Annotated in this window: 17 protein-coding genes and 1 other annotated feature; of the genes, 9 read left to right on the top strand and 8 right to left on the bottom strand. The window is 41.3% G+C overall.

Translation table 11 applies throughout. The features are described 5' to 3' along the window. Nucleotides 1–153 precede the first annotated feature (153 nt). Together NSQ52_RS13985 and ccpA are read left to right on the top strand one after the other, a co-directional pair. Nucleotides 154–1,230 (top strand): bifunctional 3-deoxy-7-phosphoheptulonate synthase/chorismate mutase, encoded by a 1,077-nt coding sequence (locus NSQ52_RS13985; protein WP_017358315.1) that lies wholly within the window; start codon nucleotides 154–156, stop codon nucleotides 1,228–1,230. A gap of 450 nt (nucleotides 1,231–1,680) precedes the next feature. Continuing rightward, the gene (gene ccpA, locus NSQ52_RS13980; protein ID WP_035702055.1) at nucleotides 1,681–2,682 is read left to right on the top strand and encodes a catabolite control protein A; all 1,002 of its coding nucleotides are present in this window, start codon (nucleotides 1,681–1,683) and stop codon (nucleotides 2,680–2,682) included. Between the two features lie 43 nt (nucleotides 2,683–2,725). Here ccpA and NSQ52_RS13975 read toward each other — a convergent pair whose 3' ends face one another. The 3 genes from NSQ52_RS13975 to NSQ52_RS13965 are packed head-to-tail and all read right to left on the bottom strand — an operon-like array spanning nucleotide 2,726 to nucleotide 5,197. Then, a complete protein-coding gene (locus NSQ52_RS13975; protein WP_045034170.1) occupies nucleotides 2,726–3,886 on the bottom strand; it encodes an acetoin utilization protein AcuC in 1,161 nt (386 codons plus the stop codon). Further along, nucleotides 3,883–4,524, bottom strand: a complete 642-nt coding sequence (locus NSQ52_RS13970) for a CBS and ACT domain-containing protein (protein ID WP_041092583.1) — start codon at nucleotides 4,522–4,524, stop codon at nucleotides 3,883–3,885. The genes NSQ52_RS13975 and NSQ52_RS13970 overlap by 4 nt, the downstream gene beginning before the upstream one ends. 40 nt (nucleotides 4,525–4,564) lie before the next feature. Then, complete coding sequence (locus NSQ52_RS13965; protein ID WP_159159892.1) at nucleotides 4,565–5,197, bottom strand: GNAT family N-acetyltransferase; 633 nt, start codon at nucleotides 5,195–5,197, stop codon at nucleotides 4,565–4,567. Nucleotides 5,198–5,352: 155 nt separating this feature from the next. On the opposite strand from NSQ52_RS13965, the gene acsA reads away from it, so the two are divergent. Further along, nucleotides 5,353–7,077: an acetate--CoA ligase gene (acsA, locus tag NSQ52_RS13960; protein ID WP_144680003.1), complete on the top strand. Its 1,725-nt coding sequence runs from the start codon at nucleotides 5,353–5,355 to the stop codon at nucleotides 7,075–7,077. Nucleotides 7,078–7,136: 59 nt separating this feature from the next. Continuing rightward, nucleotides 7,137–7,374, top strand: a binding site (T-box leader). A gap of 53 nt (nucleotides 7,375–7,427) precedes the next feature. Next, complete coding sequence (tyrS, locus tag NSQ52_RS13955) at nucleotides 7,428–8,696, top strand: tyrosine--tRNA ligase (protein ID WP_135009408.1); 1,269 nt, start codon at nucleotides 7,428–7,430, stop codon at nucleotides 8,694–8,696. A gap of 128 nt (nucleotides 8,697–8,824) precedes the next feature. On the opposite strand, the gene NSQ52_RS13950 is transcribed toward tyrS, so the two are convergent. Then, on the bottom strand, nucleotides 8,825–9,166 hold the full coding sequence (locus NSQ52_RS13950; protein ID WP_135009407.1) for an antibiotic biosynthesis monooxygenase: 342 nt from the start codon (nucleotides 9,164–9,166) through the stop codon (nucleotides 8,825–8,827). 202 nt (nucleotides 9,167–9,368) lie between these two features. Here NSQ52_RS13950 and NSQ52_RS13945 point away from each other — a divergent pair, with 202 nt between their 5' ends. The 3 genes from NSQ52_RS13945 to NSQ52_RS13935 all read left to right on the top strand — a co-directional run bounded on the left by NSQ52_RS13945 (nucleotide 9,369) and on the right by NSQ52_RS13935 (nucleotide 10,973). Continuing rightward, nucleotides 9,369–10,016, top strand: a complete 648-nt coding sequence (locus NSQ52_RS13945) for a triacylglycerol lipase (protein WP_342473476.1) — start codon at nucleotides 9,369–9,371, stop codon at nucleotides 10,014–10,016. 95 nt (nucleotides 10,017–10,111) lie between these two features. Beyond that, nucleotides 10,112–10,324, top strand: a complete 213-nt coding sequence (locus NSQ52_RS13940) for a hypothetical protein (protein WP_039170275.1) — start codon at nucleotides 10,112–10,114, stop codon at nucleotides 10,322–10,324. 49 nt (nucleotides 10,325–10,373) lie between these two features. Continuing rightward, entirely contained in the window at nucleotides 10,374–10,973 is a 600-nt protein-coding gene (locus NSQ52_RS13935; protein ID WP_178930460.1) for a cysteine hydrolase family protein, read from the top strand. Nucleotides 10,974–10,981: 8 nt separating this feature from the next. Here NSQ52_RS13935 and NSQ52_RS13930 read toward each other — a convergent pair whose 3' ends face one another. Next, nucleotides 10,982–11,545, bottom strand: coding sequence for a hypothetical protein (locus tag NSQ52_RS13930; protein WP_178930459.1), 564 nt, complete (start codon nucleotides 11,543–11,545; stop codon nucleotides 10,982–10,984). Between the two features lie 267 nt (nucleotides 11,546–11,812). Between NSQ52_RS13930 and NSQ52_RS13925 the strand changes: the two genes are divergently transcribed. Next, nucleotides 11,813–11,899, top strand: a complete 87-nt coding sequence (locus tag NSQ52_RS13925) for a putative holin-like toxin (RefSeq protein ID WP_017358303.1) — start codon at nucleotides 11,813–11,815, stop codon at nucleotides 11,897–11,899. Nucleotides 11,900–12,201: 302 nt separating this feature from the next. Here the strand turns inward: NSQ52_RS13925 and rpsD are convergent, their stop codons facing one another. Together rpsD and NSQ52_RS13915 are read right to left on the bottom strand one after the other, a co-directional pair. Then, nucleotides 12,202–12,804, bottom strand: a complete 603-nt coding sequence (gene rpsD, locus NSQ52_RS13920) for a 30S ribosomal protein S4 (protein WP_007501777.1) — start codon at nucleotides 12,802–12,804, stop codon at nucleotides 12,202–12,204. 310 nt (nucleotides 12,805–13,114) lie between these two features. Continuing rightward, entirely contained in the window at nucleotides 13,115–13,615 is a 501-nt protein-coding gene (locus NSQ52_RS13915; protein ID WP_041092574.1) for a GAF domain-containing protein, read from the bottom strand. A gap of 126 nt (nucleotides 13,616–13,741) precedes the next feature. Here NSQ52_RS13915 and refZ point away from each other — a divergent pair, with 126 nt between their 5' ends. Then, entirely contained in the window at nucleotides 13,742–14,407 is a 666-nt protein-coding gene (gene refZ / locus NSQ52_RS13910) for a forespore capture DNA-binding protein RefZ (protein ID WP_008343081.1), read from the top strand. Here the strand turns inward: refZ and hisJ are convergent. Beyond that, complete coding sequence (hisJ, locus tag NSQ52_RS13905; RefSeq protein ID WP_047945281.1) at nucleotides 14,377–15,192, bottom strand: histidinol-phosphatase HisJ; 816 nt, start codon at nucleotides 15,190–15,192, stop codon at nucleotides 14,377–14,379. The two genes, refZ and hisJ, sit on opposite strands and share 31 nt — an antisense overlap. Nucleotides 15,193–15,304 lie beyond the last annotated feature (112 nt).

Here is a 15,304-nt window from a genome sequence, read left to right as displayed (position 1 = left end):
GCTATAATCTTACACATAATACTTTATCGCTTAAAAGCGTTTGGGTAATAAAGAATTTTTTCGTGACAATTCCGAAATCTTTGTTTATAATAAACCCTATTATAAGAGATCAAAAATAAAAAGCGAGAGCGGGCAGAGGAAAGGATGACAAAAATGAGCAACAATGAATTGGAACAATTGAGACAGCAAGCAGATGAACTAAATCTTCAAATCTTAAAACTGATCAATGAAAGAGGAAACATTGTAAAAGAAATTGGAAAGGCTAAAGAAGCGCAAGGTGTCAACCGTTATGACCCTGTCAGAGAGCGCACAATGCTTAATCAAATTCTTGAAGAAAATGATGGCCCATTTGAAAATTCAACGATTCAACATATTTTCAAAGAAATTTTCAAAGCAGGTTTAGAGCTTCAAGAAGATGACCACAGCAAAGCACTTCTTGTTTCTCGTAAGAAAAAACCTGAAAATACAATTGTAAATATCAATGGAGAAGCGATCGGTGACGGAAAACAACGTTTCATCGTTGGGCCATGTGCCGTTGAAAGCTACGAGCAAGTTGCAGAAGTAGCGGCAGCAGCGAAACAGCAGGGACTAAAACTTCTTCGTGGTGGCGCATTTAAGCCTCGCACAAGTCCATACGACTTCCAAGGACTTGGCGTAGACGGTCTAAAAATTCTAAAACGTGTAGCAGATGAATACGGTCTTGCAGTTATTAGTGAAATCGTGAATCCTGCTCATATTGAAGAAGCGATTGAGCATATCGATGTCATCCAAATTGGAGCACGTAACATGCAGAACTTCGAGCTTTTAAAAGAAGCTGGATCAGTGAACAAACCAGTTCTTTTAAAACGCGGTTTAGCAGCAACAATTTCAGAATTCATCAATGCAGCTGAATACATCATCGCACAAGGAAATGACCAAATCATCCTTTGCGAGCGAGGCATCCGCACATACGAAACAGCCACAAGAAATACACTAGATATCTCGGCTGTGCCAATCTTGAAACAAGAGACACATTTACCAGTCTTTGTTGACGTGACACACTCAACAGGACGCAGAGATCTACTTCTTCCAACAGCTAAAGCAGCTCTTGCGATTGGAGCAGACGGTGTGATGGCAGAAGTGCATCCAGATCCATCTGTTGCCCTATCTGATTCAGCGCAGCAAATGGACATTCCACAATTCGAAAAATGGTTAGATGCGTTAAGACCACTTGTCAACATTCACGCGTAACCATAAATAGAAAAGCCGCCGGATGACAGCCCGGCGGTTTTTTCATGAAAAAATACGATCAAGATTGGCAATGAAAGGAAGAGAGCACATTGCAAGCTAAAAATACGCTTGTTCACAATGTTTTCATTTTTAAAATTCGATAGAATCTGCTAAGATCATTGTCATAGCTGACGTTCACGACGATTTTTGGTGAAATATGATTCAATTTACAGGTAACAAGCTCATTAAAGTTTGTTTAATTTAGTTATAAAAAGAAAGGGAACGTTTTCATATGAAGAAAAAACGTGTATAATTTCATAAAAGAATGTCATTTTGATGTAGATTGAAAAATTATGTGTCTCTTTTCATCGTTTTAATGACAAATAGGATATTATTTTCCTCGTATCTGACATGTCTCTATCCAATTGGTGAATGCTATAGATATGAAGTGTATTTGAAGGAGTGATTTATGTGAATAATGTTACAATATATGATGTAGCAAGAGAAGCAAACGTAAGTATGGCAACGGTATCACGCGTTGTTAATGGTAATCCAAACGTAAAACCAACAACAAGAAAAAAGGTGCTTGAAGCAATTGATCGTCTCGGCTACCGTCCAAACGCAGTCGCACGAGGCCTTGCAAGTAAAAAGACCACAACAGTTGGGGTCATCATCCCTGATATTTCAAGTATCTTCTATTCAGAGCTTGCACGAGGAATTGAAGATATTGCGACGATGTACAAGTACAACATTATTTTGAGCAACTCAGACCAAAATACTGATAAAGAACTTCATTTGTTAAACACAATGCTTGGCAAACAAGTAGATGGAATCGTTTTTATGGGCGGAAACATTACAGATGTGCATGTGGAAGAATTTAAGCGCTCTCCTGTACCCATTGTACTTGCAGCATCTGTTGAAGAGCAGGCACAAACACCATCAGTCAACATTAACTATGAACAAGCCATTTATGATTCAGTTCAGCTATTAGTTGAAAAAGGACATAAACGAATTGCGTTTGTATCTGGACCAATGTCAGAACCAATTAACTCTATGAGAAAGCTTGCTGGTTATAAGCGTGCGCTTGAAGAAGCTGGTATCGTGTTTGACGAAGCGCTTGTTGCTGAAGGAGACTACTCATATGACTCTGGTATTGAAGCGCTCGCTAATCTGCTTGATCAATCTGACAAGCCGACGGCTGTGATTGCAGCTACTGACGAAATGGCGCTAGGTGTCATTCATGGAGCGCAGGACAGAGGCGTATCAATTCCTGAAGATTTAGAAGTGATTGGTTTTGATAACACAAGACTATCCCTCATGGTTCGCCCTCAATTGACAACAGTTGTTCAGCCGACTTACGATATTGGCGCTGTTGCGATGAGACTTTTGACAAAGCTCATGAACAAAGAACAAGTAGAAGATCAAATTGTTGAATTGCCACATAGAATCGAAGAAAGACAATCGACGAAATAAAAAAGAAAGCAGGCTCACTTGATCAGTGGACGCCTGCTTTTTTTTATGCCTTTTTCTTTTCTCGTCGAACAGGCATGAGTGCTTTTTCTACCGTTTGTGCATTTTTTTCTGTAATTTCTGCTCTTCTTGGAATCGGTGGATATAAATCGTCAGGATCTAGCCATGTGGATGGAAGCGGAACAGGCGATTGTTTTTCCCATGCCCGAATCCATTCCTGAGGAAGTGCATCTGGTGGTGTAATGCCTTTCATCTCAAGCCAAATGCGGCTCCATGCTCTTGGGACGACACGCCAAATATCATAGCCGCCTCCGCCCACAGCGATCCATTTTCCATCACAATATTGATGCGCCAGCTCATGGGCAATTCTAGGAATTTCCTCATATATTTTCATGGTAGCAGATAAATGCGTCAAAGGGTCATAATAGTGGGCATCTGCTCCATTTTGCGTCAAAATGACATCTGGTTTAAAAAAAGCAGCAATCTCTGTCACTGCTGTTCGATAGGCTTCTAAAAATGATTCGTCTTCTGTAAATGCGTCAAGCGGGATATTATATGCATAGCCATAGCCTTTATCATGACCCCTTTCCTGTACTTGTCCAGTTCCAGGGAACAAATAGCGCCCTGTTTCATGAATGGAAACAGTACATACCTCTGGATCATCATAGAAGCTAAACTGTACACCATCGCCATGATGAGCATCTGTATCAATATATAAAATTCTAGCGCCATATGTCTTTTGAATATACTGAATGGCTACAGAGCTGTCATTATAAATACAAAAGCCAGAAGCACGCCCTTTAAATCCATGGTGAAGCCCGCCGCCAAGATTGAGCGCATGCTGCGAATGCCCAAGCATCACTTGATCAACCGCTGTTAATGTCCCGCCAACTAGGAGAGAAGCTGCCTCATGCATCCCTGCAAACATCGGGGTATCCTCAGTGCCAAGACCATAACGTTCCCCCTCTGCGGTGGACAGTTTTCCTTCACTTGCCCGCTGTACTGCTTGAATGTAGTCTGTTGTATGGACGAGCTTTAATTCCTCCAGCGTCGCCATACGAGGTGCGACAATCTCATCATCCGTTAATGCCTTCATTTTTTGAAGAAGATCATAAGTTAAGTAGACGCGAAGCTGATTGAAGGGATGATCTTGGTGAAACTGGTACGTTTGAAAAGATGGTGAAAAAACAAAGGTCGCTTCCTTCATTTGATCGTCTGCTCCATAGGCCAGAGCACTTTATAACCTTTTGCACGAATCAGCTTCATCACATGATCTGCATGCATCGTTTGAAGGCGGAAGACGAGTACTTTAGAGGCTTCATTGGCATGTGGGTACACGAGTACACTCAGCATTTGGATATGCTGTTCTTTTAAAATGGCCGTAATGTCTGCAAGACCCTCTGTCACTTGCGCTACTTCAACCTCTAAATGTGATCCAGGCTGATCTGCACCTGTTAGTCTTACAAATGTACGAAGTAAATCTGTTTTTGTGATGATCCCTACAAGCTTGCCACGTCTCACAACGGGAAGACAGCCAATTCCGTGTTCAAAAAAGACACTTGAAATCTCCTCAACGAAATCAAGCGGATGAGCGGTAATCGTCTCTAGCACCATGATGTCTTCAACCGGCCGCTGAATAAAAAGCTGCCTTTTCTCTGTTTCAAAAATACTTGGACTGGCATTTTTAATATCCCGATCTGTCACCATCCCAATGACAGATCCCTGCTCAGATACGATGGGAATATGCCGAATGTGATGTGCACTCATTTTTTGAATGGCCTCTTCAATCGTATCGGTTTTGCGCAGCGTGATCACATCACGCTCCATAATTTGTTCAATCATCATGTTTACCAATCCCCTTTGCCAAAAAAAAACGAATTGAACGTTAATACATAAAGCGCTGATGGAAGCGAAGACGATCGAAACGCTCGATCGAATCAGGACTCACATGTTTCCCAATTCTGGCCATTAAACAATTGGCTGGATGTGAGCTAATCTCTGGCTCGTCTGTTGCAAACCAGACAAGACCGCCTGCGTTCATCATTTTCTCCATCATTTTGCGGTACTCCCACACGTTTTTCTTTGTCCCCTTTAAATCCCAATGCCAGTAATATTCAGTTGTAATGATAATGTAATTCTCCATTTGCTCATCCATCATGCTCACATCCAGTAAATGCTTGCCAAGTGAGCAGCCTCTGAATGGAGGAGCGACTTCAATGGCACCGAGCTCAATTAAATTGTCCATGTTGCCTTCTGACCAGCGTTCAAGCGGATCAGGGTACAAATACGTGACATAGCCTACGACAAGCTCATCCACCCTAGCAATGATAATACGTCCTTCAGGAAGATCTGCTATTTCAACAAGTGCTTGTTTCTGTTCCTCAGGCGTGCGAAATGCCGTTAGTCCTTCATGAAACGTATAGTTCGCAAGCTCTGATGCAGGTACCGGTCCTTCAATCAGGATGGAACCTGTTTCTCGCTCAATGGTTTTTGAATAATAAGTTTTAGGATGCTCCACGTATCCACCGCCTCAAATTCTAGTGAGTCGTCTCTATTCTATCTTAAATCTTGCAATAATTAAAACGGTTTCATCAGAAGTTTTTTAAAAATTGAGAAAAAAAGTCATCTATACTATAATGGTCATTGTAAACGTATGCAAAGGGGGACTGTTTGATGAAAGTGGAAACGCTACCATCAGTAAAAGGGGACTATCATTTAAATGATTATGAGCAAGCATACAAAGAATTTTCATGGGAGGAAGCGAGAAAAAATTTCTCTTGGTATGAAACAGGAAAAGTAAATGCAGCTTATGAAGCGATTGACAGACATGCGGACTCGTTTCGTAAAAACAAGGTGGCGCTTCACTACAAAGATTCAGAGCGGGATGAAAAGTATACGTTCAGGGATATGAAAATCAAGACAAACAAAGCAGGAAATCTATTAAGAGAACAGGCACATGTGCAAAAAGGGGATCGCGTGTTTATCTTTATGCCAAGATCACCTGAGCTCTATTTTCTACTGCTGGGTGCTGTCAAAATTGGTGCGATCGTCGGTCCGTTATTTGAGGCATTTATGGAAGGTGCCGTCAAAGATCGTTTAGAAAATAGTGAGGCAAAAGTGATTGTGACAACGCCTGATCTGCTTGAGCGGATTCCGTTTGCAGAACTTCCAAAGCTTGAATCCGTCATCATTGTCGGCGGTGAAAAAGAGGATGCAGGTGGTGTGCGGACGATTCACTTTGAAGAAGCATTTGAACAGGCAGCGAAGGAACTTGAAATCGAGTGGATGGATGAAAAAGATGGATACCTGCTTCATTACACGTCAGGGTCCACTGGTACGCCAAAAGGTGTGCTCCATGTTCATGGCGCAATGGTGCAGCAAGGCCAGACGGGTAAATGGGTACTTGATTTGAAAGAAGAAGATGTCTACTGGTGCACAGCTGATCCAGGCTGGGTAACAGGGACGGTTTACGGTATTTTTTCTCCGTGGTTGAATGGAGCGACGAATGTCATTTTAGGCGGCAGGTTCAATCCTGATACGTGGTACGAAACCATCGAATCGCTTGGTGTGACCGTTTGGTACAGTGCACCGACAGCCTTCAGAATGCTGATGGGAGCCGGAGACGATCTCATTCAAAAATATGATCTCAGCTCACTCCGTCATGTGTTAAGTGTAGGAGAGCCACTTAATCCAGAAGTGATCCGCTGGGGAGACGCTGTATTTGGTAAACGAATTCATGACACTTGGTGGATGACAGAAACAGGTGCACAACTGATTTGTAACTATCCATGCATGGATATCAAACCAGGTTCGATGGGGAAACCAATTCCAGGCGTTGAAGCTGCGATTGTAGATAATGCCGGAAATGAACTTCCGCCATACCGGATGGGGAACCTTGCCATCAAAAAGGGCTGGCCATCTATGATGCATACGATCTGGAACAATCCTGAAAAATATGAATCTTACTTTATGCCGGGAGATTGGTATGTTTCAGGAGATTCAGCTTATATGGATGAAGATGGATACTTCTGGTTCCAGGGACGTGTCGACGATGTCATCATGACGTCAGGAGAGCGGGTCGGTCCATTTGAGGTAGAAAGTAAACTGGTGGAACATCCGGCCATTGCAGAGGCTGGTGTCATCGGAAAACCAGATCCTGTGCGCGGTGAAATTATTAAAGCATTTATAGCGCTTAGAAGCGGATACGAACCGACAGATGAGCTGAAAGAAGAGATTCGCACGTTTGTGAAAAAAGGACTCGCTGCACATGCAGCACCGAGAGAAATTGAGTTTAAAGACAAACTGCCAAAAACACGAAGCGGTAAAATTATGAGACGTGTGCTAAAAGCGTGGGAACTGAATTTACCTGCTGGCGATCTCTCGACAATGGAAGATTAATCGCTTCCGTCAGTTGACTTGATATCAAAAGTATGTTAAAAATGACTTTAGTTGAATATGAAAAGGTTTTGACTGAGATTCAGTAGAATCATCTTTCCCTGTCCAAGAGAGCTGACGGCTGGTGCGAGTCAGTACAAAGAGATATTCGAATTACCCTCACGAACCGCTTTTACGAAAAGGAGCATGCATGTTGCCTGATTAGTGAAAGAACGGATCTGTCCGTTATCAGTGTAAGTGAAAAGACGTGTTGTTTTGTCTTTTAAGCAGGGTGGTACCGCGATATATATCGTCCCTTCGTTCATTCGAAGGGGCGTTTTTTATGTTGAATTGTAAAAAAAGGAGATTTGGATATGAGTCAATTGATGGAAGAATTATCGTTCAGAGGATTAATTCAGCAGCAAACAGATGAAGAAGGTTTAACAAAATTATTAGCAGAAGAAAAAATCAAGCTATACTCCGGCTTTGATCCAACAGCTGACAGCTTGCACATTGGTCACTTACTGCCAATTTTAACATTGCGCAGATTCCAAGAAGCAGGCCATCATCCGATTGCACTTGTTGGCGGCGCAACTGGATTGATTGGTGACCCAAGTTTCAAAAAAGCAGAACGTTCACTAAACCCAGCAGAAATCGTCGAACAGTGGTCAGAGAAAATCAAAGGCCAGCTCTCTCAATTCCTTGATTTTGAAGCAGGTGACAACCCAGCTGTCATCGTCAATAACTATGACTGGATCAGTCAAATGAATGTGATCACGTTCCTTCGTGATATTGGAAAGAACTTCGGCGTCAACTTCATGCTCGCAAAAGATATCGTCAGCTCACGGATTGAGACAGGGATTTCGTACACAGAATTCAGCTACGTGATTCTGCAATCGTTAGACTTCTTGAACCTTTACAGAAATGAAAACTGTAAGCTGCAAATCGGCGGAAGTGACCAGTGGGGAAATATCACATCTGGACTTGAGTTGATCCGTAAGTCTGAAGCAGAAGGTGCAAAAGCATTCGGTCTCACAATGCCGCTTGTGACAAAAGCAGACGGCACGAAGTTTGGGAAAACAGAAGGCGGCGCCATTTGGTTAGATAAAGAAAAAACATCACCATATGAATTCTACCAATTCTGGATCAACACAGATGACCGTGATGTCGTGAAATACTTAAAATACTTTACGTTCCTATCAAAAGAAGAGATCGCATCGTATGAAGAAAAAGTGCAAACAGCTCCTGAAAAGCGTGAAGCACAGCGCCGTTTGGCAGAAGAAGTCACAACACTTGTGCATGGCCGTGAATCACTAGAACAGGCTGTCAACATCTCAAATGCGCTATTTAAAGGTGAGATTAAATCTCTTACAGCAGAAGAAGTGAAAGTAGGCTTTAAAGATGTGCCATCAATGGAGAAAGACAGTGCAGAAGAATTAACACTGGTTGATGTTCTTGTCGAATCAAAACTGTCTCCATCAAAACGCCAAGCACGTGAAGATATCACGAATGGCGCAGTTTCCATCAACGGAGAGAGACAAACCGACAAAGACTACGTCCTTTCAGCTGAAGATAGAATTGAAAACCAATTTACCGTCTTAAGAAGAGGGAAAAAGAAATATTTCCTTGTGACGTATAAATAAATCCTTATGAAACAGTAAGTATCATGAAAAGCACCTCAAATGTTCATATATATTGAGGTGCTTTTCTTTTTTATTCACAAGTAGGAATTAAACTTTTACAGAGCGGTTTTCTCTCATTTGTCTGTTTCTTATTCAAGGAGTGAATTTTCGTTTGTATAAGCATGTTCTACTTTACAAATTCGGGTTGTATAGGATTCATACCAATCTTTTTTTCCTTTTTTTTGAACACGCTGATGTGCTGTATGTGCTTTCCATTCTTTGATGGCTGCTAATGAATCCCAGTAAGAGACAGTGATTCCAACACCATGTTCATCTCGTACACTTTCTATTCCAAGAAACCCGTCTAGTTCTTTCGCTAATTCTTCCATTTTTTGAGCAGCTACGGCGTATTCTTTCTGCTCGACATTTGTTCGTTTTGATGTGAAAATCACCGCATAATAGGGTAGTGCAGGTGTTTGAGTAAACAGCATCTAGCAGAACCTCCTTTTGTCTATTCACATTATATATGAAAGATAGAGGGGCTCGTAGTCTTTTTGTTTTAATTTAAAAAAGTCCAAGGTGCTTTATGATTATTTATATTTCTGTAAAATCATCTCATAAACATTACCTTGTTCACTTTTCTGACATATTTTTCTTGTATAAAATAGAGTCGAATAAGATGAATAAGGGGGAATGAAAGTGATTCGATTTAAGAAAAAGAGTTTGCAAATTCTTGTTGCCTTTGCCTTAGTGCTAGGTTCAATAGCCTTCATCCAGCCGAAAGAGGCCAATGCGGCTGAGCATAATCCGGTTGTAATGGTACACGGCATGGGTGGTGCGTCTTATAACTTTGCTTCGATCAAACGATACTTGGTATCACAGGGATGGGATCAAAACCAACTTTTTGCAATCGATTTCATAGACAAAACAGGTAATAACCTGAACAATGGCCCGAGGCTCTCTAGATTCGTCAAAGATGTACTAGCCAAAACGGGCGCCAAAAAAGTAGATATTGTGGCTCATAGTATGGGCGGTGCGAACACGTTATACTATATTAAAAACCTAGACGGTGGAGATAAAATTGAAAACGTCGTCACACTTGGTGGAGCGAACGGACTCGTATCACTCAGAGCATTACCAGGCACCGATCCAAATCAAAAAATTCTTTACACATCCGTCTATAGCTCAGCCGATCTCATCGTCGTCAACAGCCTCTCTCGCTTAATTGGCGCAAGAAACGTCCTCATCCACGGCGTTGGACATATCGGTCTATTAACCTCAAGCCAAGTCAAAGGCTATGTGAAAGAAGGATTGAATAGCGGAGGACAGAATACGAATTAAAAAATCAAAAAGACAGCGATTTGTGCTGTCTTTTTTGATGTCATGGTTATATGGGAGCTGCTAGGTGTTGAAGAAGATTTTTAGGAGGATAAAAGATGACGCAAAAACTCAAATATGCTTTCTTAGGCTACTTTCTCTATTTCCCATGTTCATTTCTGATCATCTATATGATCTGGATGGCAATCGTCAAATCAGTGCAATGGGCAGAAGTCATATCTAATTGTACATCCATCATTGGTATCTATTACTTAATAGCCAGTGTGTGGTTTGTCTTTTTACTGCAAAAACAGACAAAACATCGTACATAGCCAAATAAAAACATGTACAAATCAACTGCCATTCCTTACACTACATATAATGAACGAGAATCTTCGGAGGTGGGTATTTGTGCAACAACATCAAAAGGCTTTGATTATGGTCGATGTACAGAAAGCATTCGAGCACGAAAAATGGGGAGAACGGAATAACCTAGATGCAGAGAAGAATATCAGTCGTCTATTGACGTTTTGGAGAGAAAAAGGATGGACAGTCATTCATATTCAGCATACATCGGATCAGCCGCACTCCTTATTTTATCCAGCAAATGAAGGGCACTCCTTCAAAGAGATCGCCAAACCGCTAGATGAAGAAACGGTCATACAAAAGAAAGTCAACAGCAGCTTTATAGGCACAAACTTAGAGGAACAACTAAGATCAAACGAGATCGACACTGTTGTGATTGCTGGACTCACAACACCGCACTGCGTATCTACAACAACAAGAATGAGTGGAAACCTAGGCTTTGATACATACCTCATGTCAGATGCAACAGCCGCCTTTGGTTTAACAGATCAAACCGGTACATACTATGATCCAGAAACGATCCATCGCCTTTCACTTGCAACACTGCATGACGAATTTGCGACTGTCCTGACAACTGAGCAGCTGATCACAAATTGGGCAAGCAAAAGCTCCTAGAATCATCTCTAGGAGCTTTTTGCTTGTTCATCCAGCGGCTGTTTTCGTTGTTCAATACTTGAGTAGATGAGATCAATTCCAATAAATAAGAAGCTGACAAAAAAAGATAAAATGAGTGTGCCGTGCTCCCAAATGGAGATATTTACTAGTTTTATGTAAAGGACATACTTAATCGAGAGGTGTAAAACGATCCAAGAACTGATCCACTCCAAAGCAAAAGTCAGCCATGAAGGGAATTTGAGTAAATAAGCCAGCCCTTTGCCTATGAAAAGAAGAAAAGGTGACCAAAAAACCACGATTCCACTCACCAGTAAAGAGAACGAGATGAAAGAAAAAAATGAATCATATGTGATGTAATCTCCAAAAAGATAGTTTATCCCTAAAGCGCCGATGCACAGCATGACACTTGGAACAGCGATCACGAGGCAGAGAGAAAAATAAAGCAGTAATATGAACGATATCGTAGCCAGTAGGTTTGGTGGTGCATCTATGACCTGCTTTTTTCTTAAAAGAGAATAGGCGAAAATAGACAAGAAAAAGAGAACGAAAATCATGACTATGGTAAAAAACATGGAATTCCTCCAGCTTAGTGCGTTAGAAAAAAATCTCTATCATCATTGTACCAATAGACAAACGGCAGCTAAATGATATTTTTTTCCTATAGTTGCATGTGGGAATGACAATCACGTAATGAAGCGTGAAGGTGGTTATGCTGCAAAGAAAGGTTTTTAAATATGGAAGATAACTTCCAATGTTTTCATGTATAATAGAGAGCGTACAAATGTACGGCGTACTCAAAGGTGGTCTTGGCTAAATCCCCTTGAAAGGGGGTGCAGCCTATGTCAACTTTTCAAGCGTTGTCCCTTATGTTTTTATTTGGGATGTTTATTCTTGCTTTGTTGACGTATATAGACAAAAAGAAATAGACCACCCTTTGAGCCTAGACAACTTGTAGGGTAGGTCCATTTATTGTGTACCTTCTAGCCAGCTCACTTTGAGCCAAGCATTTGTGCATTGCCGGGATGTGACAGCATCCTGGCTTCTTTTAATTTACGCTACATCTATTTGTATTATAACATAAAAAGGATTTTGTTAAACACTGTCATACATCCACTCTCATCTAGTTAGGTGTTAGAACATGATAGAATACAAACAAAAAACCCTAGAAATCCTTGAACAATCAAGGTCTCTAGGGTTTGTTTGATCACTCTCTGAGAGAGTCATGAAATTAACGAGAGTAGAACTCAACGATTAGTTGTTCGCTGATTTCAGGCGCTAATTCAGAACGCTCTGGAAGACGAGTGAAAGTTCCTTCAAGCTTTTCAGCATCGAAAGTAAGGTATTCAGGTACGAAGTTGTTCACTTCAACTGATTCTTTCACAACTGCAAGGTTTTGAGATTTCTCACGAAGAGCAATCGTTTGACCTGGTTTCACAGAGAAAGATGGGATGTCTACACGGCTTCCATCAACAAGGATGTGACCATGGTTTACTAGCTGACGAGCTTGGCGGCGCGTACGAGCAAGGCCAAGACGGTATACTAGGTTGTCAAGGCGAGTTTCAAGAAGGATCATGAAGTTTTCACCTTGTTTACCAGGAAGTTTAGCAGCTCTGTCAAATAGTGTACGGAATTGACGTTCGTTGACACCGTACATGTGACGAAGCTTTTGCTTCTCTTGTAATTGTAAACCGTATTCAGATAGTTTTTTGCGTTGTCCTGGACCATGTGGGCCTGGAGCGTAAGGGCGTTTTTCAAGTTCCTTACCTGTTCCGCTTAATGAAATGCCTAAACGGCGGGAAATCTTCCAACTTGGACCTGTATAGCGAGCCATAATGTGACTCCTCCTTATTGTTTTTATTTGTGAAAAATAAAAACCGTCTGTTCTTTGTCTTTTCCGTCATTATGTTTTCATGCATCCTCGCTCCAGCAGCAGGGAGTTACAAGATGCACCTCCATATAGAAGGAACAAAATGATACAAAAAAGCCGAACAAAAAGGCTGCCATATTTCACACAAACTCTATTATATGACGCCAGATAGGAGAAGTCAACCTATTTAAAGAGGAGAATGTCAAACACGGCCGGCTTTTACCGAGAAAGAAAACAAAATAAAAAAGCAGACACATTGTCTGCTTTTCACGCATCATGACGCATCAGTAGAGGCTGATAACGCATTTTGGAGAACCTCTGTAAATTGAACTAAGTACGTTTCATCCACTTCATTGAAACGATCTTTCACTGGACTGTCAATATCGAGTACCCCAATGATTTGTCCATTTACTTTAAGTGGGATCACAATTTCAGATTGCGATGCTGCATCACATGCAATATGACCAGGGAATGCATGGACATCAGCGATACGCTGTACATCACCTGTCGCAAATGCTGTACCGCAAACCCCTTTTCCAGAAGGAATGCGTACACATGCGGGAAGTCCGTTGAATGGACCAAGCACAAGTTCTCCGCCTTTTGCTAAATAAAATCCTGCCCAATTGACTTCAGGAAGCGAGTGATAAAGCAGCGCCGCAGCATTGGCTAGGTTGGCAATGAGATCAGGTTCACCATCCGTAATCGCTTCTACTTGCTTGATGAGTAATTGATAGTCTTTCGATGGATCACCAGACTGTTTTTCGACATGAAACATGAAAATCTCCTACTTTCTATCTCAAAAATACATAACTTGCGCTTCGCATGTGGGATTTGTCGAGCAATGATTAAAGGAACTTCCGCCTTCGCCTTGAAGTATGTACACATGAAGAGGGGTGAGCGGATGAAAACATCAACAACCGTGCAAACAAAAGACCGTATTATTGAAGCTGCCATCAGACTTTTTAACCAAAAAGGATTTTCTGGAACCTCTGTCCGTGAGATTGCGAAGGAAGCAAACGTCAACGTTGCCCATATATCTTATTACTTTCAAGGAAAAGGAGGGCTGCTCGAGCAACTCGTATCCGATTTTTATGAAGGCTATATTCAGATGATTGAATCGCACATCCAGCACATGGAAACCCGTCATGCAAAAGAATGTTTACTTCATGTGGTTTTTGATATTTTATCTTATCAGCATGAAAATCGTCAATTAACCCGTTTCGTTTATCGAGAGGTGACCATTGATTCAACGCTGATCAGGGAAATCATGTCCACCTATTTAACAAAGGAAAAATACTTGTTTCAGCTCATCATTGAAAAAGGAAAAAGCACCCATGTGATTTGTAAGCAGCTGTCACTCTCATCATTTATGATCCAGCTAAAATCACTTCTGATGATGCCATATTTACAGCCGCAATATTTAACAGAGGTGCTTTATATCAACCCAAACGAGCCTTACTTTTATCAAACGTACTATAAGGAACTGAGCCGGTCGCTTCATCATCTGTTAGAACCAAACGAACCCGCACTTGATCCTCACCTGAAACTCATGATGTCTTCAAATTGATCATACGCATACCCGAGATCTTCCGCTTGATGGGCATCAGACCCGAATATGAGCGGAATTTTTTTCTGTTTTGCAAGATCGATCATCCATTGATCTAAATAGATACTTCTGGCATATGTTTTACGAAGACCTGATGTATTAAAATCTAAGGACATGCCTTTTTTTGCCGTTTCTTCAAGACAAAGGGTGACCCTTTGACATAGTTCTGGCGACATTTCGTATGGAAAAAGCTGTTTGAATTTCTGGACAAGGGTGATATGACCGATTCTCTTTGGCTTATATGGACCTAAAGATGATAGAATAGAAGAATGAATTTGGTCATAGTAGCTTTGATAGACGTGTTCGGTGCTGCCATAGATGCTGATCAGCTGCTTGAAGGCGTGCTCATCAAAATCAAGACAAATATAATCATTGCCAGCAGGAAGAAAGTGAACAGATAAAATGCTATCGTCTAGTTCAGGGCCGTAGCAGTCTAAAAAGGCACTTGTTTCCTCTTCATACTCTTTGATATAGTCGACCTCAAGCCCAGTTTTTACTATTAACTGTCCTTTGTATTCCTGTTTCAGCTGATCCAGCTTCGTCAAATAGGCTTCAAGGTCTCGAAGCTTCATGGCGCTATCCTGCTCAGGCGTTGGATCTCGAAACGAAGGAGGCAACGGGGCATGCTCGGTAAAGGTGATGGAATCAAATCCCTTTTTCATTGCTTTTTCAATATAAGAATGAAAAGGATCAAGCGTACCGTGCGGGCAAAATGGCGTATGTAAATGTGCATCTTGTTTCAACATGTCGTCACCTCTTGTCGATATTTTGAAAAACGTCATGTTTATCAGCGAAAATAATGAAAAATCATGACCAAAAATGCTGGTTACATGGTATCATAATAACAATGAAAACGAC

Origin of the sequence: Bacillus sp. FSL W8-1141 (assembly GCF_038593205.1) — a bacterium.
In the GTDB taxonomy this organism is placed as follows: domain Bacteria; phylum Bacillota; class Bacilli; order Bacillales; family Bacillaceae; genus Bacillus; species Bacillus altitudinis.
This window is presented reverse-complemented; position numbering and strand designations above follow the sequence as displayed.